The 21,079-nt window shown below is 42.8% G+C and carries 15 protein-coding genes and 1 pseudogene; 11 read left to right on the top strand and 5 right to left on the bottom strand.

What is annotated here, in order from left to right:
* Positions 1 to 1,074 (bottom strand): aromatic ring-hydroxylating dioxygenase subunit alpha, encoded by a 1,074-nt coding sequence (locus V7K97_RS07555; protein WP_334800210.1) that lies wholly within the window; start codon positions 1,072 to 1,074, stop codon positions 1 to 3.
* A 134-nt stretch (positions 1,075 to 1,208) separates the two neighbouring features.
* Complete coding sequence (locus tag V7K97_RS07550) at positions 1,209 to 2,402, bottom strand: pyridoxal phosphate-dependent aminotransferase (RefSeq protein WP_334800209.1); 1,194 nt, start codon at positions 2,400 to 2,402, stop codon at positions 1,209 to 1,211.
* Between the two features lie 522 nt (positions 2,403 to 2,924).
* On the opposite strand from V7K97_RS07550, the gene V7K97_RS07545 reads away from it, so the two are divergent.
* Positions 2,925 to 3,437: a hypothetical protein gene (locus tag V7K97_RS07545; protein WP_334800208.1), complete on the top strand. Its 513-nt coding sequence runs from the start codon at positions 2,925 to 2,927 to the stop codon at positions 3,435 to 3,437.
* A 592-nt stretch (positions 3,438 to 4,029) separates the two neighbouring features.
* Positions 4,030 to 4,284: a hypothetical protein gene (locus tag V7K97_RS07540; protein WP_334800207.1), complete on the top strand. Its 255-nt coding sequence runs from the start codon at positions 4,030 to 4,032 to the stop codon at positions 4,282 to 4,284.
* A gap of 41 nt (positions 4,285 to 4,325) precedes the next feature.
* Here V7K97_RS07540 and nrdJ read toward each other — a convergent pair whose 3' ends face one another.
* Both nrdJ and V7K97_RS07530 read right to left on the bottom strand, forming a co-directional pair.
* Positions 4,326 to 7,595 carry a ribonucleoside-triphosphate reductase, adenosylcobalamin-dependent gene (gene nrdJ / locus V7K97_RS07535; RefSeq protein ID WP_334800205.1) on the bottom strand — a complete coding sequence of 1,090 codons (3,270 nt, stop codon included), beginning with the start codon at positions 7,593 to 7,595 and terminating at the stop codon, positions 4,326 to 4,328.
* A 190-nt stretch (positions 7,596 to 7,785) separates the two neighbouring features.
* Positions 7,786 to 7,917, bottom strand: coding sequence for a hypothetical protein (locus V7K97_RS07530; protein ID WP_334800204.1), 132 nt, complete (start codon positions 7,915 to 7,917; stop codon positions 7,786 to 7,788).
* Between the two features lie 198 nt (positions 7,918 to 8,115).
* Here V7K97_RS07530 and V7K97_RS07525 point away from each other — a divergent pair, with 198 nt between their 5' ends.
* From V7K97_RS07525 to V7K97_RS07510, 4 genes and pseudogenes are all read left to right on the top strand, one after another.
* Complete coding sequence (locus V7K97_RS07525) at positions 8,116 to 8,457, top strand: KGK domain-containing protein (protein WP_334800203.1); 342 nt, start codon at positions 8,116 to 8,118, stop codon at positions 8,455 to 8,457.
* A gap of 68 nt (positions 8,458 to 8,525) precedes the next feature.
* A complete protein-coding gene (gene tilS / locus V7K97_RS07520) occupies positions 8,526 to 9,584 on the top strand; it encodes a tRNA lysidine(34) synthetase TilS (RefSeq protein ID WP_334800201.1) in 1,059 nt (352 codons plus the stop codon).
* 55 nt (positions 9,585 to 9,639) lie between these two features.
* Positions 9,640 to 9,819, top strand: a pseudogene (locus tag V7K97_RS07515) (type II toxin-antitoxin system HigB family toxin); the annotation flags it as partial.
* Entirely contained in the window at positions 9,803 to 10,204 is a 402-nt protein-coding gene (locus V7K97_RS07510; protein WP_334800198.1) for a helix-turn-helix domain-containing protein, read from the top strand. The pseudogene V7K97_RS07515 and the gene V7K97_RS07510, both read left to right, overlap by 17 nt.
* 257 nt (positions 10,205 to 10,461) lie before the next feature.
* On the opposite strand, the gene hmpF is transcribed toward V7K97_RS07510, so the two are convergent.
* The gene (gene hmpF, locus V7K97_RS07505) at positions 10,462 to 12,210 is read right to left on the bottom strand and encodes a pilus motility taxis protein HmpF (RefSeq protein ID WP_334800197.1); all 1,749 of its coding nucleotides are present in this window, start codon (positions 12,208 to 12,210) and stop codon (positions 10,462 to 10,464) included.
* A gap of 385 nt (positions 12,211 to 12,595) precedes the next feature.
* On the opposite strand from hmpF, the gene V7K97_RS07500 reads away from it, so the two are divergent.
* The 5 genes from V7K97_RS07500 to V7K97_RS07480 form a co-directional block, all read left to right on the top strand.
* Positions 12,596 to 13,774 carry a response regulator gene (locus V7K97_RS07500; RefSeq protein ID WP_334800196.1) on the top strand — a complete coding sequence of 393 codons (1,179 nt, stop codon included), beginning with the start codon at positions 12,596 to 12,598 and terminating at the stop codon, positions 13,772 to 13,774.
* Positions 13,775 to 14,197: 423 nt separating this feature from the next.
* Positions 14,198 to 14,563: a response regulator transcription factor gene (locus tag V7K97_RS07495; protein WP_069073698.1), complete on the top strand. Its 366-nt coding sequence runs from the start codon at positions 14,198 to 14,200 to the stop codon at positions 14,561 to 14,563.
* 13 nt (positions 14,564 to 14,576) lie between these two features.
* Positions 14,577 to 15,107 carry a chemotaxis protein CheW gene (locus V7K97_RS07490; protein WP_334800194.1) on the top strand — a complete coding sequence of 177 codons (531 nt, stop codon included), beginning with the start codon at positions 14,577 to 14,579 and terminating at the stop codon, positions 15,105 to 15,107.
* 14 nt (positions 15,108 to 15,121) lie between these two features.
* Positions 15,122 to 18,064, top strand: a complete 2,943-nt coding sequence (locus V7K97_RS07485) for a methyl-accepting chemotaxis protein (RefSeq protein WP_334800193.1) — start codon at positions 15,122 to 15,124, stop codon at positions 18,062 to 18,064.
* Between the two features lie 143 nt (positions 18,065 to 18,207).
* The coding region (locus V7K97_RS07480) for an Hpt domain-containing protein (RefSeq protein ID WP_334800192.1) at positions 18,208 to 21,079 on the top strand (2,872 nt) is incomplete at its 3' end.

Below are 21,079 nucleotides of genomic sequence, written 5' to 3'. Positions count from 1 at the left end.
TTAACCACGCCACCGGAGTATTTGACCCTTAACAGGATTCACAAATTCTCGTCCTTCAGCGACAGATCGGGCGTACTCCCGCTTCAACTGGTAGTACCACTGCGCCTGTATATCTGAGTCCTTAATCAGTCGCAGTACAGGATTATACTTAAGTCCAATCTGTTGCTTTTCCACAACCGTTCGATCTTGGTCAATGAAACTCCCCGCCAGGAGATGTATTAGTGGCTTGAAAAATCCCACCCAAGGAAGTGTCCAGTAAAGAAGAAAAGTTACCTCAGTTTCCGTCTCTGAAATCGGTGTAACTGCTGTCAAATTAACGACTCGATTATTGCCAATTGTGGTTTCTTCTATTCTGACTCCAGGTAAACGAAAAGAAATCTCCGTTTCCGGCACACCACCACCAATCAGCCAGTACAATCGACCCCCATTGGCTGGTAATCGGTGTCTTCGCATGGTGAAGCCATAGGGCGAAGCATCAAATTGCTTCACTTCTTCATGCAATTGCTCATTTCGCCACCACCAAGCACGATGAACATAAGGTGAATGAGCCGGGTCCATCAAACCTACCACTGCATGATCCACAAAACAGGGGAATTTCACGACCTTTACGAATTGGGGCGTTGGCGTAGCCCCCCGTAGCGATCGCTCATCAAATCCTGGAATCACCGGAATCTCCATATCCAAAGCAGGTTGAGGGTTATCGGCATCAGCCATATATATCCAGATATTCCCTTGGGCTTCCCGGATTGTGTATGATTGTACGTCGAAGCGACTCAAATCCATCTCCTGTCCTTCTACAAGAGAAGGTATTGCAGTACACCCCCCACCAGAGTTAAAGCGCCAACCGTGGTAGCAGCATTCCACTTCCTGCCCATCGAATCTACCACAACTCAAGGGCACACCGCGATGAGGACAAATGTCTGTCATCGCAGACACTTTGCCATGCCGATCGCGAATTAGCAGCACTGGCTCTCCCAAGAAAATGCGGCTGATCATCATACCTGGCTTAATCTGATTACTAGGCAAACCATAGTACCAAGTATTACGCAAGAAAAAATTATCGTTATTTTTCATAACGCCTTTGTGAAATCTTTGGGTTAGAGGGTATAGTTTAACATTTCAATGTAATTCTGAATCCTGAATTTTTACATTTTGGATTGAAGGAAAAATCTAAAATCTAAAATCCTAAATCCAAAATTGGATGACTCCTAACTCCTAACTATATTTTGCAAACCTTGCACTAATCTATCGATACCTTCTTTTGCCGTCTCTTTTTGGAGCGCCCCATAAGCAACTCGTAGATAGCATCCATTATCCATGCCAAAGGTTGTGCCTGGAATAACTGCTACTTTATATTCCTGGATGAGTCTTTTAACTAATTCCAAAGCATCCATTTGGCTATGAACTTTCAGGAAAAAATAAAAAGCGCCATTGGCGGGTGTAATGGTACATAAACCTTGTAGACGATTCAGGGAGTCTAGTACTAGTTCTCGCACTTGAGCAATCGCCCCAATATTACTCTGCAAATACTCTTCTTTTGCTTGCAATGCTCCTAAAGCTGCATATTGGGAAACTACTGGCGGACAAATCAAAATCGTATCCTGGACTTTTTTGACGGCGATAAGTAAGTGTTTGGGAATCACCATGTAGCCAATGCGCCAACTTGCAAAACCGTAGGCTTTGGAAAGGCTATAGAGAGAAATGGTGTACTTGCTACTACCAGCAAAGGCCGCAGGTGAAATATGTTTTACTCCGTTATATGTAAAGTATTGATATGCTTCATCGCTGATGTGGTAAATGCTGTGAGTGCCTCCAGCACAGCTTCGCTGAACGCCACAAATTTGATTTACTTCGCGTAATGTCGCTTCATCATACACGACTCCAGTGGGATTATTTGGTGAAATTGTCACCACAGCCCGTGTTTTGGGAGTAATTGCTTGAGCGATCGCTTCTTTTCGCAGTTGGTAATTTTCATCCGTCGCCACTAACACGGCGCGACAACCAGCCATTGCGATCGCCATTTCATGGTTGAAATAGTAGGGCGTATTCAGAATAATTTCGTCGCCGGGGTTAGTGATCGCCAGAATGGTATTCATAAATCCCATATTGCTCCCTGCTGTGACGACGATGCAGTTTTCCTCATTGATTTCAATCCCGTTGAAGGATTGCAATTTTTCTGCAAGTGCTGTCAGCAACGGGGGAATTCCCTCAACTGGTTTGTATAGATTATTGGTTGGTTCGGCCAGGAATTTGGATAAAAATTCTATCGCTTCCGGTGGTGGGTTGTAAGAAACAACACCTTGTCCTAGAGAGATTGTACCAGGAGAATTTTTAATCAGTTCCCCAACCACAGGAATAATCGGCGATTGCACCGCGTGCATACGAGAGGTTAGGGATTCCATGTTTCGATGCTTATAGACCTGGCTTTAGTATCTTTGGAATAGGATAAAAAGTCTAGCCTTGCCTTGCGATCGTTAAAGAAGGTACTTTTGGGACTTGCAGTATCAAATAGACAGGCAACTAGTACACTGTGGCGGAAGTTTGCCGACCTTTAACCAGTTGCTCAAGCTGCTTGTCTGCGTCTTGTCTAGTTAATTGAGGTTAATTGAGATGGTACTTAGATTTACGCAGTTATGTACTAGTATTTTCCCTGATCGATATGATAAGATTGTACGATATACTACGCGAACATACCCTTTTTGCAAGTAAAAAATAAATTATTCCCTTGTGTTCTCTGCTTTTCTTCGGTAAAGGTTTTATCCGTAATACGGAGTTGCTGATATCGTTTCTTTGTGAAGTTGCATATATCTACCCCCGGCTACGTTCCCCTTGCCAAGGGAAGACTACATAGGGGTTTTGTTATGTGTATCTTCACACAGAATTGGTATGAGTCAGAAACAATAGAAAACCAAAAGAGTAAGAGAATGCGTCTGAAAAAGCTAGTCAGCTATGGAATTTTTGTGCTGATGCTCGTCATCGGCTTCAGTTTCACCGGAATTGCCCGTGCTTTTGACTATCCACCCCCAACTGGGCAGGTTGCGATCGCCCAACAGACGAGCGATCTCATGTTCAACACGTTGTTCGCAGCGCTGACGCAGGAGTTCAACGAGACTACGGTGGATAACGTGGAGCAGGGTAAACACTCCATCTCGCTGATATTTAACGATCAAAACAAAGATATGCGGTTAGTCGGCACCGTTGGCCCGCTTCGGCAAAACGATCGCCCCAGCGACGACTTTGAGCGTCAGGCAAACACGCTGGCGATGGCGGGGCAGCCATACACGTCCGTACAACGTGTGAATGCTCAATGGTACTATCGACGATCGATCCCCCTCAGCAACTTTAGGGCCGAATGTGCGCTCTGCCATGTCAATTTCAAGCCCGGCCCCACACCAGACCAAGTGGGTGCGCTCATGCTCAGAGTGCCAATCAACTAGTAAGTGATTTCCAAAAAATAAATAAATGAGTAATGAGTAATAAGTAATGAGTAATGGGTATTACTTATTACTTCAAAATTAAAGACAGTTGGAGTCGGGGATTTAAACCCCAACTCAACTGATACTACGTGTAATGGTTGGGGTCTTAAACCCTTGAATTTACGATAAATTGGGGGACTTTGATTCTTTTCCCCCCCTTTTTTAAGGCAGGGCTGTTTCATTCGTTCAGATCAGAATTTTGTCAAGAGTATCAACCAGAAAATTTAGTGAGTTGGTAATCGAAAAATTACTGTTTCAATCGGTAAATTTAAGTGCGATCGCCTGGTTTTTGACCCAATTAGAGTGTTTAAAAACCTGATTTTTTTGACTGATACGCTTGTAAATTAAGGTCTTTTAGGGAATGAATCAGCCCTGCCTTAAAAAGGGGGGCTAGTAGTCTGTCAAGCTAGTTTTGAGGGGTTCGTAGTTGCGCTTTAGCGCTAAAGCGCAACTACGAACTAAATTAATACCCCTCAATTTAAACTTGACGGACTACTAGCCCTGGCGATTAGAAATCGCGGCTATACAAACTCTCGTCCGCCTACGCGGACTAATGCAAAATCAAGGTTTTGCCTGTGTAGCCAAGCCAGTGCGTTGGGCGGCTCCGCCGACTTGTTCGCGTAGCGTCTCCCCCTGGGAGAAGCACCTGGCGCGCGACTTCCAGTCGCCTGGTGCAAGATATCAGTTTGGCATTGCATTGGGCACTTGTACTGAGCGTACCCCTCCGGGGATCTTGCTACGCGTAGCGTCTCCAAGAGTTGCCGTTGGCGCAGCCTCTCCAAGAGTTGTATTGGGCATTGATTATTAACCCCCTCATCTCCCTCATCCCCACTCCCCACTCCCCACTCCCTATGAGCTTGGTTGCTGATCGGGAAACATACACTTATCAGAATCACAACCACTAGGGCCTGCCTCTGTCATTTCGCCTAAATCGTAGCGGCTTAGTACTGCACAGAAGTCATCTGTTTTGCGCCGCGCTTTCACCTCTTGAGTTAAGCGATCGTAGGTTGATTTGTCTATTGGTTCAAACGGCAAACGTGGGAATGATTGCAAATCGTCAAAACGGGCTAAAAGAGCGGCTGAAATATATCCCTCATCATTCTGGATGGTTTCGTAGATGCGCTGTCCCAAAGGCTCGATTTCATCAGAGCGAAGTTCTAAAGTAGCTGATGTGTTATGAGTAACGTACCAACGCTGAACCTGGAGGACAAAATCAAATTGGGATAAGACTGAAAACTTAGAAATATCAATTTCATCAGCCCCAGATAAATCAGCCCAAGTTACAGAAACAGGGATTTCTACTAGCCACTCAGTCACCCGTGGATCAAAGGGATCGTTGAGCAAATTGCCTTGTTCATCTTTGTCTGATTGAGAGGGAATGACATTGTAACCATAGTCAATACAAGCTAAGGCTACTGGGTCATTTTTCCCAAAAGTGATCCGGCGAATGAATCTTTGGGCCTTGGGGGGATGCCATCCTGAACTAGCGTTAGTTAATAAAGCCTTAGTACCACTAGGTTGAACTGTGGTACAGCGATTTGGACGTTTGAGATTATGGCGATCGCAATAATCCCAAACCACGCGATGTACAATATCTCTCCAAGAACTTAGGTATTTCTCTTCCTCACGCTTGAAAGCTAATCCTTGTAGAGTTCCAGGTCTTCCTGCTTCCCACCAGCGCAGCCAATCAACACCAAAGGCATGGACAAAGAAATCAAATAAGCCAGTAAAAGAAACTCCCACAATTGGGTCTAATTCACGGCTGTATTGATAGCGTGGTTCCAGGAATTTGTGATTTAAAAGTGCTGCTACAGATAGCGCCCCAGCAGTGAAAGCTTCCTCTTGTTCTTTGTAGTTATGTGGGTCGATTTGATTCAGGTGAACCTCTGACAAATTGCAGTTGCCAGTTAGGGTATTACCAAATACTCCTTTGTGATGTTCTGGTTCATTGAAGCAATAAGTATCGTGCAAACCTGGTAATTCTTCCACACCTCTGACTATTTGCCATTTACCTTTGTATTTGGCATCACACCCTTTGCTCACATCCAAACGCTGGCAAGGAATTTGTCCACAGTCAGTAATTTGCAAGTAGTATAAATCTTCACTGCGAATACCATAGTTAGTTACTGAACCTTTATGAGCGCAGAGATTTAAAGAAGAACGGATACCGCATTTAGTTAGTAGTAATTGCACTCGATACGCACGTTCGGAATTAGAGATGTAAATCCTAATGCCATTACTATGTGTATTTGTGCCATCTGTATCGCCTAAACCAGCGATAAAGTGCAAAATTGCTTGGCGATTCCAACTAGCAATTACATTCAGTGACTCTGGATTTGTTTTTAAACTCTTTAAAAATTCTCCAGAAAAACCTAAGTCTGTTACATCTGTAAAAGTCGGTGAGTAGTCATAGTTTCTTTTAGGAGACTTACTTCCAATTACAGATAAAGTTGCTTTCTGTTCATAGAGTCTAACTTTGGCATTACCATTTTTGTCTGTAGTTCCATCTCCTACAGCTATTCCCAAAGTATAGGCATAACTTGGATCGATGTTTAATCCATCTTCATACCGAATAGTAAAAGGCTCAGTATGGATGGCATATTTACTAACATCCATCAAATCCTTAGTTTGCACTTCTTTGTATTCTTTATCAAATCTATCTTTCACAAAGAAGCGATGATATTCGGTCGCATCCAAGTAAGTACCATCTGCAAATTTGACTCGATACAGCTTGCGTTCGCTACCAGTTTTAAATGGTGTTACTTGGCTCCATTTTTGACCATTCCAAATCTCAATTTCACCTCCAACAACATCTTTGATTTTATGCATTCCATCTCTAGTGATGAGCAAGGTATCACCACTCACACAATGGAAGTTAGCGCCTACTATTTCACCACACGGATTTAAAGCATATCGCTGCAAACGATGTTCTAGCTCATTAGCATCAAGATTTGGATAACGTTCTTTGAACCACTGTTTTGCTGTTCCCTGTTCGTAAGCTTTCAAGAACTCAATTTTTAAGTTAGGAGTTGGTAGCAAATCAATGTTCGATCGCGCCACAGCTTCACCAGCCCATTGAATCGCTCCCTCGCCACTGTAATATTGTTTGCCGACAGCACCAATACATTCTTCTAAGGTCGGTTTGCGGTGAAAAACTCTCGTATGATTGGCCATTCTTAGAGCATCACGCTCTGGATCGATTCGCCAATTGCCACTTTCATCTTGCTGCCATAAATTATCTTTGGCATCGGCGAACAAACTATCTTCGTTAGAACCTTGCCTCATCCCAGCTGATCGCCTAATGTTACCTGCAACAATTGTGACAGCAGCTTGATCAATTAATAGGCAGGATTCAACTGAATTTAATTGCCGCCCTAAAGCTTTATTCAAAATAGATGCACAACGCTGATAAAGTCCGGGCAATTTTACAGGATTAGCAACTCCTCCAAAACCGTTGAGAGTTTCTCCGGATTTTCGGACATCACTGATATCAACTAATACTTCAACTTCTGCTGAAAATTGTTCATTAGTGGAGAGTTCTAACAGGGTTTGATATGATTCAACCCAACCTTCACGGCTATCTCCAACGTGAATAGTGACCTTATTGCCTTCTATATGAGTTTCAGTATATTCACGCCGTTGTTGGACAGGAGTGCTGCCAATTTCACCTTTTACAGTGACATTCAGTTGATTACGGATGGAGGGCAACTTGTTAATAAATTGTGGTTCTAGGACGGCTCCAGTACCACAGCCCATCATTGCCAGATCCATCATTAATCCGAAGGCACTCCAGTCTTCAAGATTGGTGGAGGTGCAATTATAAGCCCCGGAAAAGTTCTTTGGCTTGGTTATCCAGTCTGTACCACCAACCCATAGCCAGCGTCCACTGGGCATAGCTTTTAAGTTACGCTGCATCCTAGATAGGATGGCAACTTCTTCTGGAGTTAGTTTTCCTAACTCGATTAAGCCGAGTATAGTGCGATCGCACACCTCATCCCATGTTTCCCTTAGTCCCGCCTTGGTGCGGCGGCTATAGGTTCTAAAAAATACGGGATTAGCAGCCGGTGCCGTTTCTGGAAACCTTGCACTCTGGCGTGTTCTTTCGAGATTCTGAACCATATATTAAGTGTCTTGCGTTCTTCTTGCATGCGGACAGATTATGACTATACGCTAAGTAGTTTTAGTATTAAAGATTGTCAAATTGTCCACTTTACGCTAGCTCTACTCTGCACTAATTACAACAAAAATTTATGATGTATAATGTCTCTCACTGAAACAGTGCTGAGTAAAATTAATTGCAATCAATACTCTATAGAATGGCACTAAGAAAAGATACAGCCCTTGCTCTAACTGCTTCCCAGCCTAGAGGCTGGGAACCGATTCTGAGAGGGCTGCCGCCTCCAGTAGCTTGACAAGAGGCAGCAGCCCATTCTAAATACATTCCCAGCCTCCAGGCTGGGAACGAGATGACACAAGCCTTTGGGCTTTTCTTAGTCCCATTCAATACTCTATACTTAGAACTCTTTATTACTTTCCCACAACTAGGATTGACAGTTAAACAAGTTGTGGCTGCAAGTCAAATCTAAGCAATTAATTCCGATCTCTTGGGAACTATAAATTGAGTTACAAAAGATTGATTATGAATGATGAATGGGAAACTCTAAATTCTGATGATGATGTTGTGCATTTTCACCAAGAAGCATTTGAAAATTTACCCCGCACTCAAATAGTCTTTCAGTTATTAAAGGAAGTCAAGAAAATTTGGGCAAAACACTGTACATTGTCAGCATCAAGAGTATTTGGGGAAGGATTTGAATGTTGTGTTTTAATACCTGGTCAACAATGGCGAACAGGTAAAATTAGAGTACGCCTAGAATTTTGCCCTGATGAAACTGAAATCGAAGATAATTTATTAAATATCAAATATCAAAGCTCTCCGCTTGACGATCTTCGGCAGCAACTCAATGAAGGTAAAAACTAATACGCGAGTTTACAGACATTGATATAATAGAGAATTATCTGTGTCTGTGTGCGCTGAAAAAAAATAAAATGGTATGGACTGCTCTACACGCAAAAATACATCGCACCATCCGATCGCGGCACTTATTTGACCGCAACCAGCGCCTATTAATCGCTGTCTCCGGTGGACAAGATTCTCTGTGTTTAATAAAATTACTTTTAGATTTACAATCCAAATGGGGATGGTCTTTAGGTATCGCTCACTGCGATCATCGCTGGCGTTCTGACTCCCAAGCGAATGCTCACCACGTTGAAAACTTAGCGAAAACTTGGGGTACATCCTTTTATTTAGAAACAGCCAACAAACCGATAAATAGTGAAGCGACTGCACGCGATTGGCGCTATCAAGCTTTAAGTGCGATCGCACAGGCAAATAATTATCAATATATAGTTACAGGACACACCGCCAGCGATCGCGCCGAAACTCTCCTCTACAATTTAATTCGCGGTACCGGTGCGGATGGCTTACAAGCCCTGACTTGGCAACGCCCTCTAACTACAGAGGTTATGTTAGTACGTCCACTTTTAGAAATCACGCGAATACAAACAGAGCAATTTTGTCAAGAATTTAAATTACCAATTTGGGAAGATTCCACCAATCAAGATTTGCAATATGCCCGCAACCGCATTCGCCAAGAATTAATACCATATTTGCGAGATAATTTCAACCCCCAAGTAGAATCAGCTTTAGCCCAAACAGCAGAACTTCTCCAAGCGGAAGTGGAATATTTAGAAAAAGCTGCCCAGCAGTTACGGGATGGGGCATTGGGCACTTGTACTGAGCGAAGCCGTTGGCGCAGCCTCTCCAAGAGTTGTATTGGGCATGGGGCATGGGGCATGGGGCATGAAGAAGATTCTCTTACTCTTCTTCCCTTGAGGCTAAATCGTCGGGTGTTGCAGAAAGCACCACTGGCGTTGCAACGCCGGGTAATGCGTCAGGTATTGCAGCAAATATTGACTGATGCCCCTAGTTTTGAACACATCGAAAAATTAACGGCTTTAATTATAGCGCCTAACCGATCGCAAACTGATCCCTTTCCTGGTGGTGCGATCGCTCAAGTAGAAGGCGACTGGATCTGTTTGAAATAATTATTTAAAGTCTTTTTGCGATCGGGGACGATGCACATTATTAGTTTTAGTTTAAGTACAGCAGGTTTTTTCTAAAGCTGAAGCTGTTAGTAATTTTACAGTTTTCAATATTAAAGGAAATAAATATCGCTTGATTGTTAGTATAGATTATGAAGGGCAGTTAATTTATATTAAGTATATCCTCACCCATGCGGAATACGATAAGGAGAACTGGAAGAATGACCCTTACTTTTAATCCAGATAAATACAAAGAACTATTAACAGCTTATCTTCCCAAGCTGATAAAAAGTGAAGCTGAAAATGAGCAAGCTTTAGCGATAGTAGAAGATTTAATGCACCGTAGACGCACCCCGGAAGAAGACGAACTTTACCAGTTATTAATTACTTTAATTGAAAAATTTGAGCAAGAATATTATCAGCCAAGCCAGCAGAATAATCCTCTATCTATGTTGTTATTTATTTTAGAGCAATCTGAGAGAAGTAGAGATGATTTAGTAGCAGTTTTAGGAACAGAAGATTTGGTTGATAATATTTTAAATGGACAAGAGAAGATAAATACAGAACAAGCGCGTAAGCTAGGAGAGTTTTTTCATGTAGAATCTAGTTTATTCATGGAATAACTAAGCTCGTAGTTCGTACTTGGGCTTTAGCACAAAAAAATAAGTTAGGGCTGAAGCCTGATCGCAAACTGATCCCTTTTCTGACGGTGCGATCGCTCAAGTAGAAGGCGACTGGATCTGGTTGAAATAGTTAGGAATTAGGAGTTAAAAGTTATGAGTTTTTGGTTTTCTGTGTTGAGATTTGAGTTATGAAGTTTCTTGAATTCATCACTCCTAACTCATCACTCCTAACTCCTAACTTGTTAAGACGCCAGTAATTATGGCTGAGGCATTAAACTGTGGAGAGTCTGACGCAACTGCGCGATCGCTTGGACTTGATCATCACCAGTTTCCTGGAATTGATCCAACGATTCGCCAATTCCTTGCAGCTTTTGCCGTAATCCATCTAAAGAATCCTGAATTGGTTGTAATGCTTCTTGATAAAGATTCACTCGACCAAAGTATTCAGCAGTTGTTCTTCGTAGAGATAGCAAGTTTTCCTCGATCGCTTTCAGTTCACGACGCTTTTCATCTAGATCGTGAGTTTGATTGTCAATCATTCCCTGATTTAGCTCAATACCAGAACGAATCTGTTCAATCTCACGTTCCAGCTTTTGGATTTCCTGTGAATATTGTTGTCGCTGGGTTTCAATTTGTAACAGAATCGGTTCTAAATTAATTTTGTTCTTACTTTCTTCTTCCTCAGCAACAGTATGTCCTTGCCGTCTCAGCAGTACAGCTTGGTGTTGCTTGAGAAACTTCTGATGCTGTAGCATGTTGCGGCGTTGTCCCACCAAACTGGAATTTAGCATCTGATAGAGGTCTTTTTCATCCGTTAGTTCCAGTTCCAAATTAATGTGGTCACGGTCAGATGCCTTATTTATTTTAGTTTGGAGTTCTTCTATAGCTTCTTGTTTATATATCAGTTCTTGTTCTTGATCGTGAACAAAGCTAGCGTCTATTTGCACCTTATGCTGCAAGTCTTGCACTATTTTTTGTAGTTCTTCTAAAGGCAATTTATTCAAAGCTTCCACATCAACTTGCTGGCCGAGAACTACATCACCAGATGTTGCAGCTAAAGAGTGCATCTGTTGATATAACTCTTCGGCGTTTCGTAACTGCTCTTTGATGATCCGAGCATACTCTTGCTTGTTGGTAAGGTTTGCTGTATTTATCTCCAATTGGGCTGTTTGCTGAACTAGAGAATTTTGTGCTTCTTGTAATGCATTTTGGCGATCGCTAAAACTTTGTGACAAACGCTCTACTTCTTCTTGCTGTTGAGCGATCGCGGTTTTTTGCTCCTCTAGTTTTTGCCAGTGCGGGGTAAGAGTAGCTTGCTGCTTTTCGACCAATTCAAGAGCTAAATGCAGATGTTCTCTGACTTTTTCCGTGGGAACAACACGACTAGACAAGCGATCGAGCAACTCACTCATTACCCGACTTTGCTCTTCATCCAAAACCGTCCCTGATTTAAAATCCGCAAGACTTTCCTCTAGGCGACGCTGTTCACCCCGTAAATGATCCCAAGCGCCTTCCAACTCCTGGCGGTTGCGATCAATTTCTGCTTGTAATCGTTCAATTTCCTGGCGTGAGGTGTCAACTTCCTGTTTTTGCTCCTCCAGACGTTGCGACTCATCCTCCATTTCTTGCAACTGTTCTGAGCGTACCTCCATGTCCATTTCACGGCGATTCAACTCTTGCGCCTGAAAGGTTAGCGACTGTTTCCACTGATCAATCTCATCTTCCTTGAGCTTAAACTTCTCCAACTGGCGGGAAAAATTCTGCAAAATGTTGACTAGTGGCCGCCCTGCTTCTTGAACCCGTTGCACTTGACGATTCGGATTCAGTTCAACCAATACCAGAGCGCCATCATTTAACTTACTTGCGTCCTCAGCGGCAATCACTTCTTCTGACACAGTACTCCAATTCTGGTCAGTTCGCTGACAAGCTAGCAGTTTCAGTTCGGTTTTGGCACCGCCACCGAGTAAACCACCTTTCTGTTTTTGTACTTCTGCTAAATACAGCACACCGTTAGTCCTTTATTGATGCACTTAAACTTCATTTTTTGGGATATATCTTAAATAATTCTGTTAACTTGTCTCACTGAACCGAGGTTTAGGAGAACAAGACAGACAAAACTATAGACGCGAGATATTACGTCTTGATACTTATACAAGCGAGCTAGTCGCGCCTTTATATTTTGTACTGATGACAGTGATGATGACTTCCGTGTTAACACTAGCTTTGTCAAAGTGTATTACGAAAAATAAAGGTTTATAGTTTAATGTATTCTCCTGTGAGAACAAGGAAGAGAGTAAAAATCTTTCCAATACTACATAATCAATACTTAAAGAAGAAGTCAGAATTCCGAATTTAGAATTCAGCAATACTTAAGGAGTACTTTTTAGATAAATGCAGGGAAATTTAATTGAAATTGATATTTGCAGTATCCTGCAATTGATTGAGTTGGGACAGCGAACTGGGCAACTATGGGTGGAAGCTTATAGCTCTCACTATAACAACAAACTGGGTGGAGAGGGAGTAAGCATTTATCCCCCGAAACAACAGTCTTGGTTCGTATTTTTCTTGAATGGTCAAATAATCTATTGCCAAGAAGGTGAGAGTAGTTTCGCCAGAATTGGCGATTATTTACGTCATTACCAAGTTGAAATGCGACTCACCGACAAACAAATTGCCTCCCTACCACCAACCGACGCGCCAGAGTATGCCTATCTTTGGGCACTCTTGGAGCGGAATATTATCAACCCAAAAATCGCTGGTAGTATCATTCAGGGCTTGGTGCATGAAACTCTCTTTGACCTACTGAGTTTACGCCAAGGCAACTTCATTTTCCATCAGGGTGTGGCACTTACCCCGCAATTAAACACTTTTGAGATTTCTCCATTTGTGACAAAAATTACGAAGCAGGTGCAAGAGTGGAAGCAACTCTATCCACACATTCAGTCCCCAGAACAATTACCAGTACTATCTGACAAAGTTCAGCTACAATCTTCCCTACCAGAAGCAACCGTGAATAAGCTACAACATTGGGCTGATGGTAAAACATCCTTGCGTCAACTGGCTCGCTATCTCAACCGAGATATTTTGACAGTCGCTAAGGCAATATATCCTTATTTGCAACAAAGTTGGCTACAGTTAGTATATTCAGAGACCAACAAAACAGATGCCCACACGGATAGTTGGGAATTGAAGGGAAAACCGAGGGGGCGGATAGTATGTATTGACGATGCGATCGCCATCGGTGAGACTATAAATTCCATCTTACAACCACAAGGTTATGAAGCGATCGCTCTCACCAATCCTTTGGAGGCATTGAGTCTAGTTTTTCAACTCAAACCGGATTTAATTTTATGCGACATTGCTATGTCGGAATTGGAGGGGTACGAGGTTTGCGCCATGCTGCGACATTCAACAGCATTTCGGCTCACGCCAATTATCATGCTTACCGGAAAAGATGGGTTTATTGATCGAGTCAAAGCTAGCATGGTCGGGGCAACAGATTATTTAACAAAACCGTTTACAGACACTGAGTTACTTATGCTCGTAGATAAATATATCAACAACCAATGAAAATAGGGCATTGGGCACTTGTACTGAGCGTACCCCTCCGGGGATCTTGCTACGCGTAGCGTCTCCAAGAGTTGCCGTTGGCGCAGCCTAAGAAGAGAAGTATTGGGCATGGGGCATTGATTATTTCTCCCTCACTCCCTCACTCCCTCACTCCCTCACTCACTCCCTCACTCCCTCACTCCCTCACTCACTCCCTCACTCCCTCATCTCCCTCATCTATGGGGCATATAAAGAGATCAAAGATTTGTTGATCTACTAAAAGATGAGTTAAAAGATGTTATCACAGAGTCAGCTAACTTCGTGAAATGTCAATATCCAGGAAAATAGTGAGAACATACAATTAATTTATACAGTTAATATTTGCGGAGGAATCAGGGAATGTTCCAATTAGGAACGTCTACATCAGGAGGTAAATAGATACTTATGAGTACAGTTCTGATTGTGGAAGACAGTATCGCGCAAAGGGAGATGATTACAGACCTCCTGAAAGCAACTGGCCTAACAGTCACCCACGCCAGTGACGGATTAGAAGCATTAGAGGCAATTCAAATAGCACCTCCCGATTTAGTGGTATTGGATATTGTCATGCCCCGGATGAATGGCTACGAAGTTTGTCGGCGGTTAAAATCCGATCCAAAAACCCAAAATGTCCCTGTGGTTATGTGTTCTTCCAAAGGCGAAGAATTTGATCGCTACTGGGGGATGAAGCAGGGTGCAGACGCTTACATAGCCAAACCGTTTCAACCAACCGAGTTGGTAGGAACAGTCAAACAACTGCTGCGAGGATAAGGATAAAAACAACATGGTCAGCAAACCGGACTTTTTAGGTGGCAACGGTCAAGACCACTTCCGACCAGAATTACAAGTAGAAAGTCCTGAAGGTGAGTTACATTTGAGGTTTTACATTCCCTCGCATCAGGAGTTTGCACTACAAGCGACTGGCATCCGGGAGGTAATTGAACTAAGTCCTGATAGAATCACCCCGATTCCTAATGCTTCTCCTTTACTTTTGGGTACTCTAAATTTACGAGGTCGAGTTATTTGGGTGGCCGATTTGGGTCAATTTCTGGGGGAAGCAAGTGCATTAAACACGGATAGAGCTGAAATTTCGGTGATTGCCATTGAAGAGCAAGACATAATAGTGGGTTTAGCAGTAGAGGAAATCGGTGGTATGGACTGGTTAGATGTCCAAAATCTCATGCCACCAACTGGTGTTCCAGATACTATGGCTCCCTTTTTACGTGGAGAGTGGTCATTAGGTGCTAAAAACAATCAGTGTTTACGACTGCTCGATCAAATGGCAATTGTACGGAGTGCTAGGTGGGCAGGATGAAATTGGAGGAGGAAATGGCAGCAAGTATTGATAATTACGAGCCAACATATCAACAGGCGATGACCGCCTATGTTCAAAGGGATTATGAGGTTGCCGCCACTTTAGTTGACCAAGTGGTGCAAAATTTACCAGATGACCCCAACTCCCATTTGTTAAGGGGTCACATCTACTATGTTTTACAGCAGTATGATGTAGCAAAAGAAGAATATCAACAGGTATTGGGCTTGACTAACGATCAAGAAATTATTGGTTTTGCCAATAATGGAATTGAGAATATCGATCAATATTTACACTCATTCAGTGGTGAGATTGATACATCAGGAAGTGAAGAACAAATAAATTCCTCAGAGATGTCTGATGCACTGGCATATAGCGAACCAGAATTAGAAGATTTGGGGGCTAGTGAAGAGTTTGACAGCAAGAACCTGGATTTGAACTTTTTTGGAGAGCATCAAGAGACTGTAAATGGGGTTGAAGAACTATCTTCAAAAAGTCCATTTGATCTGCCTACAGAAGATAGTATTAGAACAGTAAAAATATCAGATTCTTCTACACCTTTTGGTGACGATCCCTTTGCCTTGGATGAAGAAGAATTACAGGAACAAGGGTCAAATAGCAACTTAGAGGAAAACACAGAATTAGAATTGCCTGCTTTTTGGCAGGAAGATATCTCAGAAGATATTCTGGAAGAATCATTAGTAAATAGTCAATTCTCAGATAATGGGATAAATTCTCCTTACGGAAATTCAACTTTTGACAATAATAACTCTTCGTCTTCTAATTCACAAGCTAGTAATAGCGAGAATAATTTCCCTAATTTGTTGAGTGAGTCAAAGTCACCAGAGCAGAGTATTGGAAATTTAGAATATAACAAATCTAGTTTTGGAGACGAAACTTTACTGATTATTGCAGACGACCTGAGAAATGATTCAACAACAACAAACAAATTGGAATACGGCAATCAAGATAATTTGCCTGAAACCGAGGCACATAATTGGCTGAAACCCAAAAAATTGCAAGAAGAGGAAGCTTCTTTGCCAGTATTGTCTAAGGAATCTTCATCTTTTAGTAGCAATTTACCTCAGAACCAAAAGCAGCTTAAATCAGATAAATTCGCAGATCAAAATAGCTTTGATGGCGATGAAAATTTTGATATGGAAGCATTTGAGTCTGCCTTTGGCTCAGAGGGTTTAAGTTCTTATGAAGACTCAGCTACTATACTGAATGGAGAAAATTCTAAGAGCAATATCGAGTTTTTAGATGACTTTGAGGAATTTGACGATTTAGGCAATATTCCAGGGTTTGATATGCTCGAAGGAGATTCTAACTTCGGCGATCTGGCAATGCATTCTTCTCCAGCAGAAGCTCGTGATGGTGGACGCTCTCAAGTAGCAGAGGCTTTTTCAAGTAATACAGCCGATCGCGAAGAAGAACTATTCTCGATGACTGGTTCCCATGAAGCGGTTCCAGTCTTTAGCCAAACAGATGTCTCGAAACTAGAACCCAATGTCAGCATCGAACAAGGATGGTTAGCACCATTAGAGAATGCCTCCATTGAGAGGAAGCAATGGTTAATTGCTGGAAGTGTGGGCATTGTTTCGGCGCTGGTTGTCGCCACAATTAGCTTTGTTGCCACCACATTTTCGCCACCCCAACAACGAGAATCAGTACGCAATACAGGTTGGGCAATGTCACTAGCAGCTGGGATTGCAGGTTTTGCTACCGCAGGCTTCATGGGTAATCTGGCGCTTAAACAAATTCGGCGCACAACTGATGATCTGCAAAATCAGTTTGAGGCTGTACGTCAAGGAAATCTGAATGCTCAAGCCACAGTGTTTTCCGAAGATGAATTGGGGCATTTAGCCAGTGCCTTTAATGAAATGGCGCGGGTAATTTTCACAACCACAAGTGAAGCCCAACGGAAAGCCGATGAACAAGAGGAAGCCAAAGAAAACCTCCAACGCCAGGTGATTCGTCTCTTGGATGATGTGGAAGGAGCTGCTAGAGGCGATTTAACAGTCCAAGCTGAAGTGACAGCCGATGTCCTGGGAGCCGTAGCTGATGCCTTTAACCTGACAATTCAAAACTTGCGGGATATTGTGCAACAGGTAAAAGTGGCGGCGAAGGATGTGACAAAAGGTGCAACCAACTCCGAAACCTTTGCTAGAGCCTTATCGAGTGATGCTTTGCGCCAAGCAGAAGAGTTGGTAGTGACGCTGAATTCTGTACAGGTGATGACCGACTCGATTCAACGGGTAGCAGAGGCGGCGCGGGAAGCTGAAATCGTTGCCCGCGATGCTAGTACGATCGCTCTCAAAGGTGGCGAAGCGGTAGAAAATACCGTAGCGGGTATTTTAGAAATTCGGGAAACCGTTGCCGAAACCACTCGCAAAGTGAAGCGGTTGGCGGAATCTTCCCAAGAAATTTCTAAAATTGTGGCGTTGATTTCTCAAATTGCTTCCAGAACAAACTTGTTAGCACTCAATGCTAGTATTGAGGCGGCAAGAGCGGGAGAAGCTGGACGCGGGTTTGCGATCGTGGCAGATGAAGTGCGCCAGTTAGCAGATAAATCTGCTAAATCCCTGAAGGAAATTGAACAAATTGTGATGCAAATCCAAAGCGAAACAGGTTCAGTAATGACCGCAATGGAAGAAGGCACACAACAAGTAATTAAAGGGACAAAATTGGCAGAAGAAGCCAAGCGATCGCTCGAAAACATTATTCAAGTAGCGAATCGCATCGATATTCTTGTGCGCTCCATTACCAGCGACACTGTGGAACAAACGGAAACCTCCCGCGCCGTCGCCCATGTAATGCAATCAGTAGAACTCACCGCCCAAGAAACCTCCCAGGAAGCACAGCGAGTTTCAGGTGCCCTACAACACTTAGTAGGTGTATCCCGTGACTTGATCGCCTCCGTTGAACGTTTCCGAGTGGAAACTATGGAAACCAGATAAATTGTCATTTGTCCTTTGTCCTTTGTTATTTGCTAATGACCAATACTTCTCTGCGAGAGGCTGCGCCAACGGCAACGTTCAGCACAAGTGACCAATGACTAATGACTAATAACTAATGACTAATGACTCTTGACTAAAAAACTATGCTGCCGGAACAACAACAGCGGATTTTGGGTTACTTTATTGAAGAAGCCAGGGATCACCTGAATACCATTGAGCAAGGCTTGCTGAATTTAGAGGGGACCCTGAACGACCCGGAAATGATCAGTGAGGTCTTCCGGGCGGCTCACTCTATCAAAGGAGGAGCGGCGATGCTTGGATTGACTAGCATCCAGCATACCTCCCACCGTCTGGAAGATTGTTTTAAAATTCTTAAAGATAATCCGGTTCAGATTGACCAAAAGTTAGAGTCTTTATTTCTTGGTGTATCTGATACTCTAAAATCGCTGTTAGAGCATTTGAGCGGGCCTTATGGTCTTTCTGAAGATGCAGCTAATACTTTGATGTCTGAAACTGAACCAGTCTTTCAATGGCTGTATCAGCATCTGGAACTACTTGTACAACAAGCGAACAGTGGAGTAGCCGCAACAGAACTACACACAAATTCTGTAGAGAATGTCTCCACACTTACAGAACTTTTCCTGCGGCGAGATATTCCCAGTTTGGCAGAAGACACCCATCAGGAATCTTCAGACTCGGTAGCACCCCAACCCCAAGAGATGCGAGACACTCCCAGACTCGCTAACACGGCACGAGACGCTCGCGGACTCGCTAACGCTGCGCTATCGCCAGTTACCGCTCAAGAAAATAATAACTGGGGCGAGTTTCAAGCCCAAGTGATGCAAACACTGCGGGAAATGTTGCAACTATTTAAGCAAACCACAACCCCCTCAACTCGGCAAAATCTCCAGCAATGCTGTTACCAGTTAGTCAAACTTGGTGAGACTTGGAAGCTGTCCAAGTGGTGTGGTTTGTGTCAAGCAGCAGCCAGTGCGATCGCTAATCCCGAAAATACTTATCTAACTTTAGCTAAAATTGTCATTACCGAAATCAAGCAAGCTCAAGAATTAGTTCTGCAAGATAGGGAAGCCGAAATTGCAATTAGTCAGCAACTAGAAGCACTTTTGAGCTTGGCAGAAATTGAGTTATTAGAAATTACCTCTAATTTGTTTGATGAAGATTCTGCGCCTTTGACAGAATCAGAGCCAATTCCATCTGGTAACGCCGAACCGTTAGCCCAGACAACTGAAGAACTGAATCTAAACGAGAATAGTCGCGATCGCGATCGCCCCTATGTTCAGTTACAAGGAACACCACTAAATGCTGCAACTCACACCAGTCTTGCTTTCACCACACATGACGAAGCACATCCAATCAGTAACAATCTTGACCCCAATGGGCCAGAGGTAGGAATAGCTGAGTTAAATACCCTTGCCGATTTATTTGATGGTGAGAGTCCCGAACTAGATGAAAGCTGGCATCAAGAAGAAACCTTAGATACTGTTGCCACCGATGATTTTGGAATTGATTTCAGCAGCACTGACGCTGCTGATGGCGATTTATCCGATTTCCTCTCCTTTGATGAAGAGACAAGCAACGCGCAGCACCCAACAACCACGGCCACAACAGAAGATTTATCCCTGTTATTTGGCGACAATTTCCTAGAAAAAGAGAATTCAGAACCGCAAAATCAAGAGACATCTGCTAACACTCTCGATTTGAGTGATATTAACGAATTTAACATAAATTTAGACTCTTCTTCTTCGGAAAATTTACAAGAATTTATTGATATTCCTAGCGATCCAAACCAGGCTCCTGGCGAGATTTTCCAAAATAATATAGTTGATGATGATGAAGAACTATTACCAACAGTTGAAGCAATTCAACCAGAAACTGAGCCATTTGCCAGTGTAGAACTATCTACCAACCAAGAAAACAGTTTTGATAGCTTATTCTTAGAAACTAGAAATGCAAATTGGGTAGAAAAAATTAGCCCTAGTGACTACATAGAATTACCCCAGCAAACTGGCTTGTCTTTGGACAACTTATTTGCTGATATAGAAGAACAGACACTACTGCCGACAAGTGAACCAGAAATCGGTGATTTATTTGATATATCTCCAACCACAGCACCTGAGTTTTCTCAATCTGAAAATGATCCAAGCAACTTCTGGAACCAAGAAACCACGGAGGAACAGAAAGAATTCGATTCCTTAATTGAGCAGAATGTGGAAAGTGCTTTAGAGGAGAGTTTGTTTACTCCGGCGGCTGATGACATTTTTGCTGATAGTCAGCAGCCCATACCTTATCCTATAGGCAGTTTTGACATAGAAGAAGACTTTGATATTAATTTCCAGCACCAAGAACAGCTAGACTTGATATTATCATCAGATTCTGAAAGTAATTTATTTGATGAGTTAGCACCAAGTAACTCAACTATTTCCCCTGCAATCAACGATGCCTTTATCTCTGAAACGCCTCTGTTTGCGCCGCATCCAGAGGAAGAAATTATCAGGCCGCAACAGCCAGAAGCTTTAGATTTTGCTCCAGAATTTACTAATCAGCCTCCAGAGATATCTGCTGTTGATCTGGAAGTTAATTCATTAGGCTCCTTCGATGAAAATCCCCAACTGCTGTTTGAAGATGTCGCGAGAAATGATTCTACATATATTCAGATAGACACCACAGAGAATCCTGTGGATGAACTATCAGAAAATATCATTTTTGGGGAAACTTCCGATTCAGCATCATCCCAAGTAGAGTCAAGTGATTTGTTTGGCTCCTTCGATGAAAATCCCCAACTGCTGTTTGAAGATGTCGCGAGAAATGATTCTACCTATATTCAGATGGACACCACAGAGAATCCTGTGGATGAACTATCAGAAAATATCATTTTTGGGGAAACTTCCGATTCAGCATTATCCCAAGTAGAGTCAAGTGATTTGTTTGGCTCCTTCGATGAAAATCCCCAACTGCTGTTTGAAGATGTCGCGAGAAATGACTCTACCTATATTC

It is taken from the genome of Nostoc sp., assembly GCF_036917815.1.
In the GTDB taxonomy this organism is placed as follows: domain Bacteria; phylum Cyanobacteriota; class Cyanobacteriia; order Cyanobacteriales; family Nostocaceae; genus Nostoc.
This window is presented reverse-complemented; position numbering and strand designations above follow the sequence as displayed.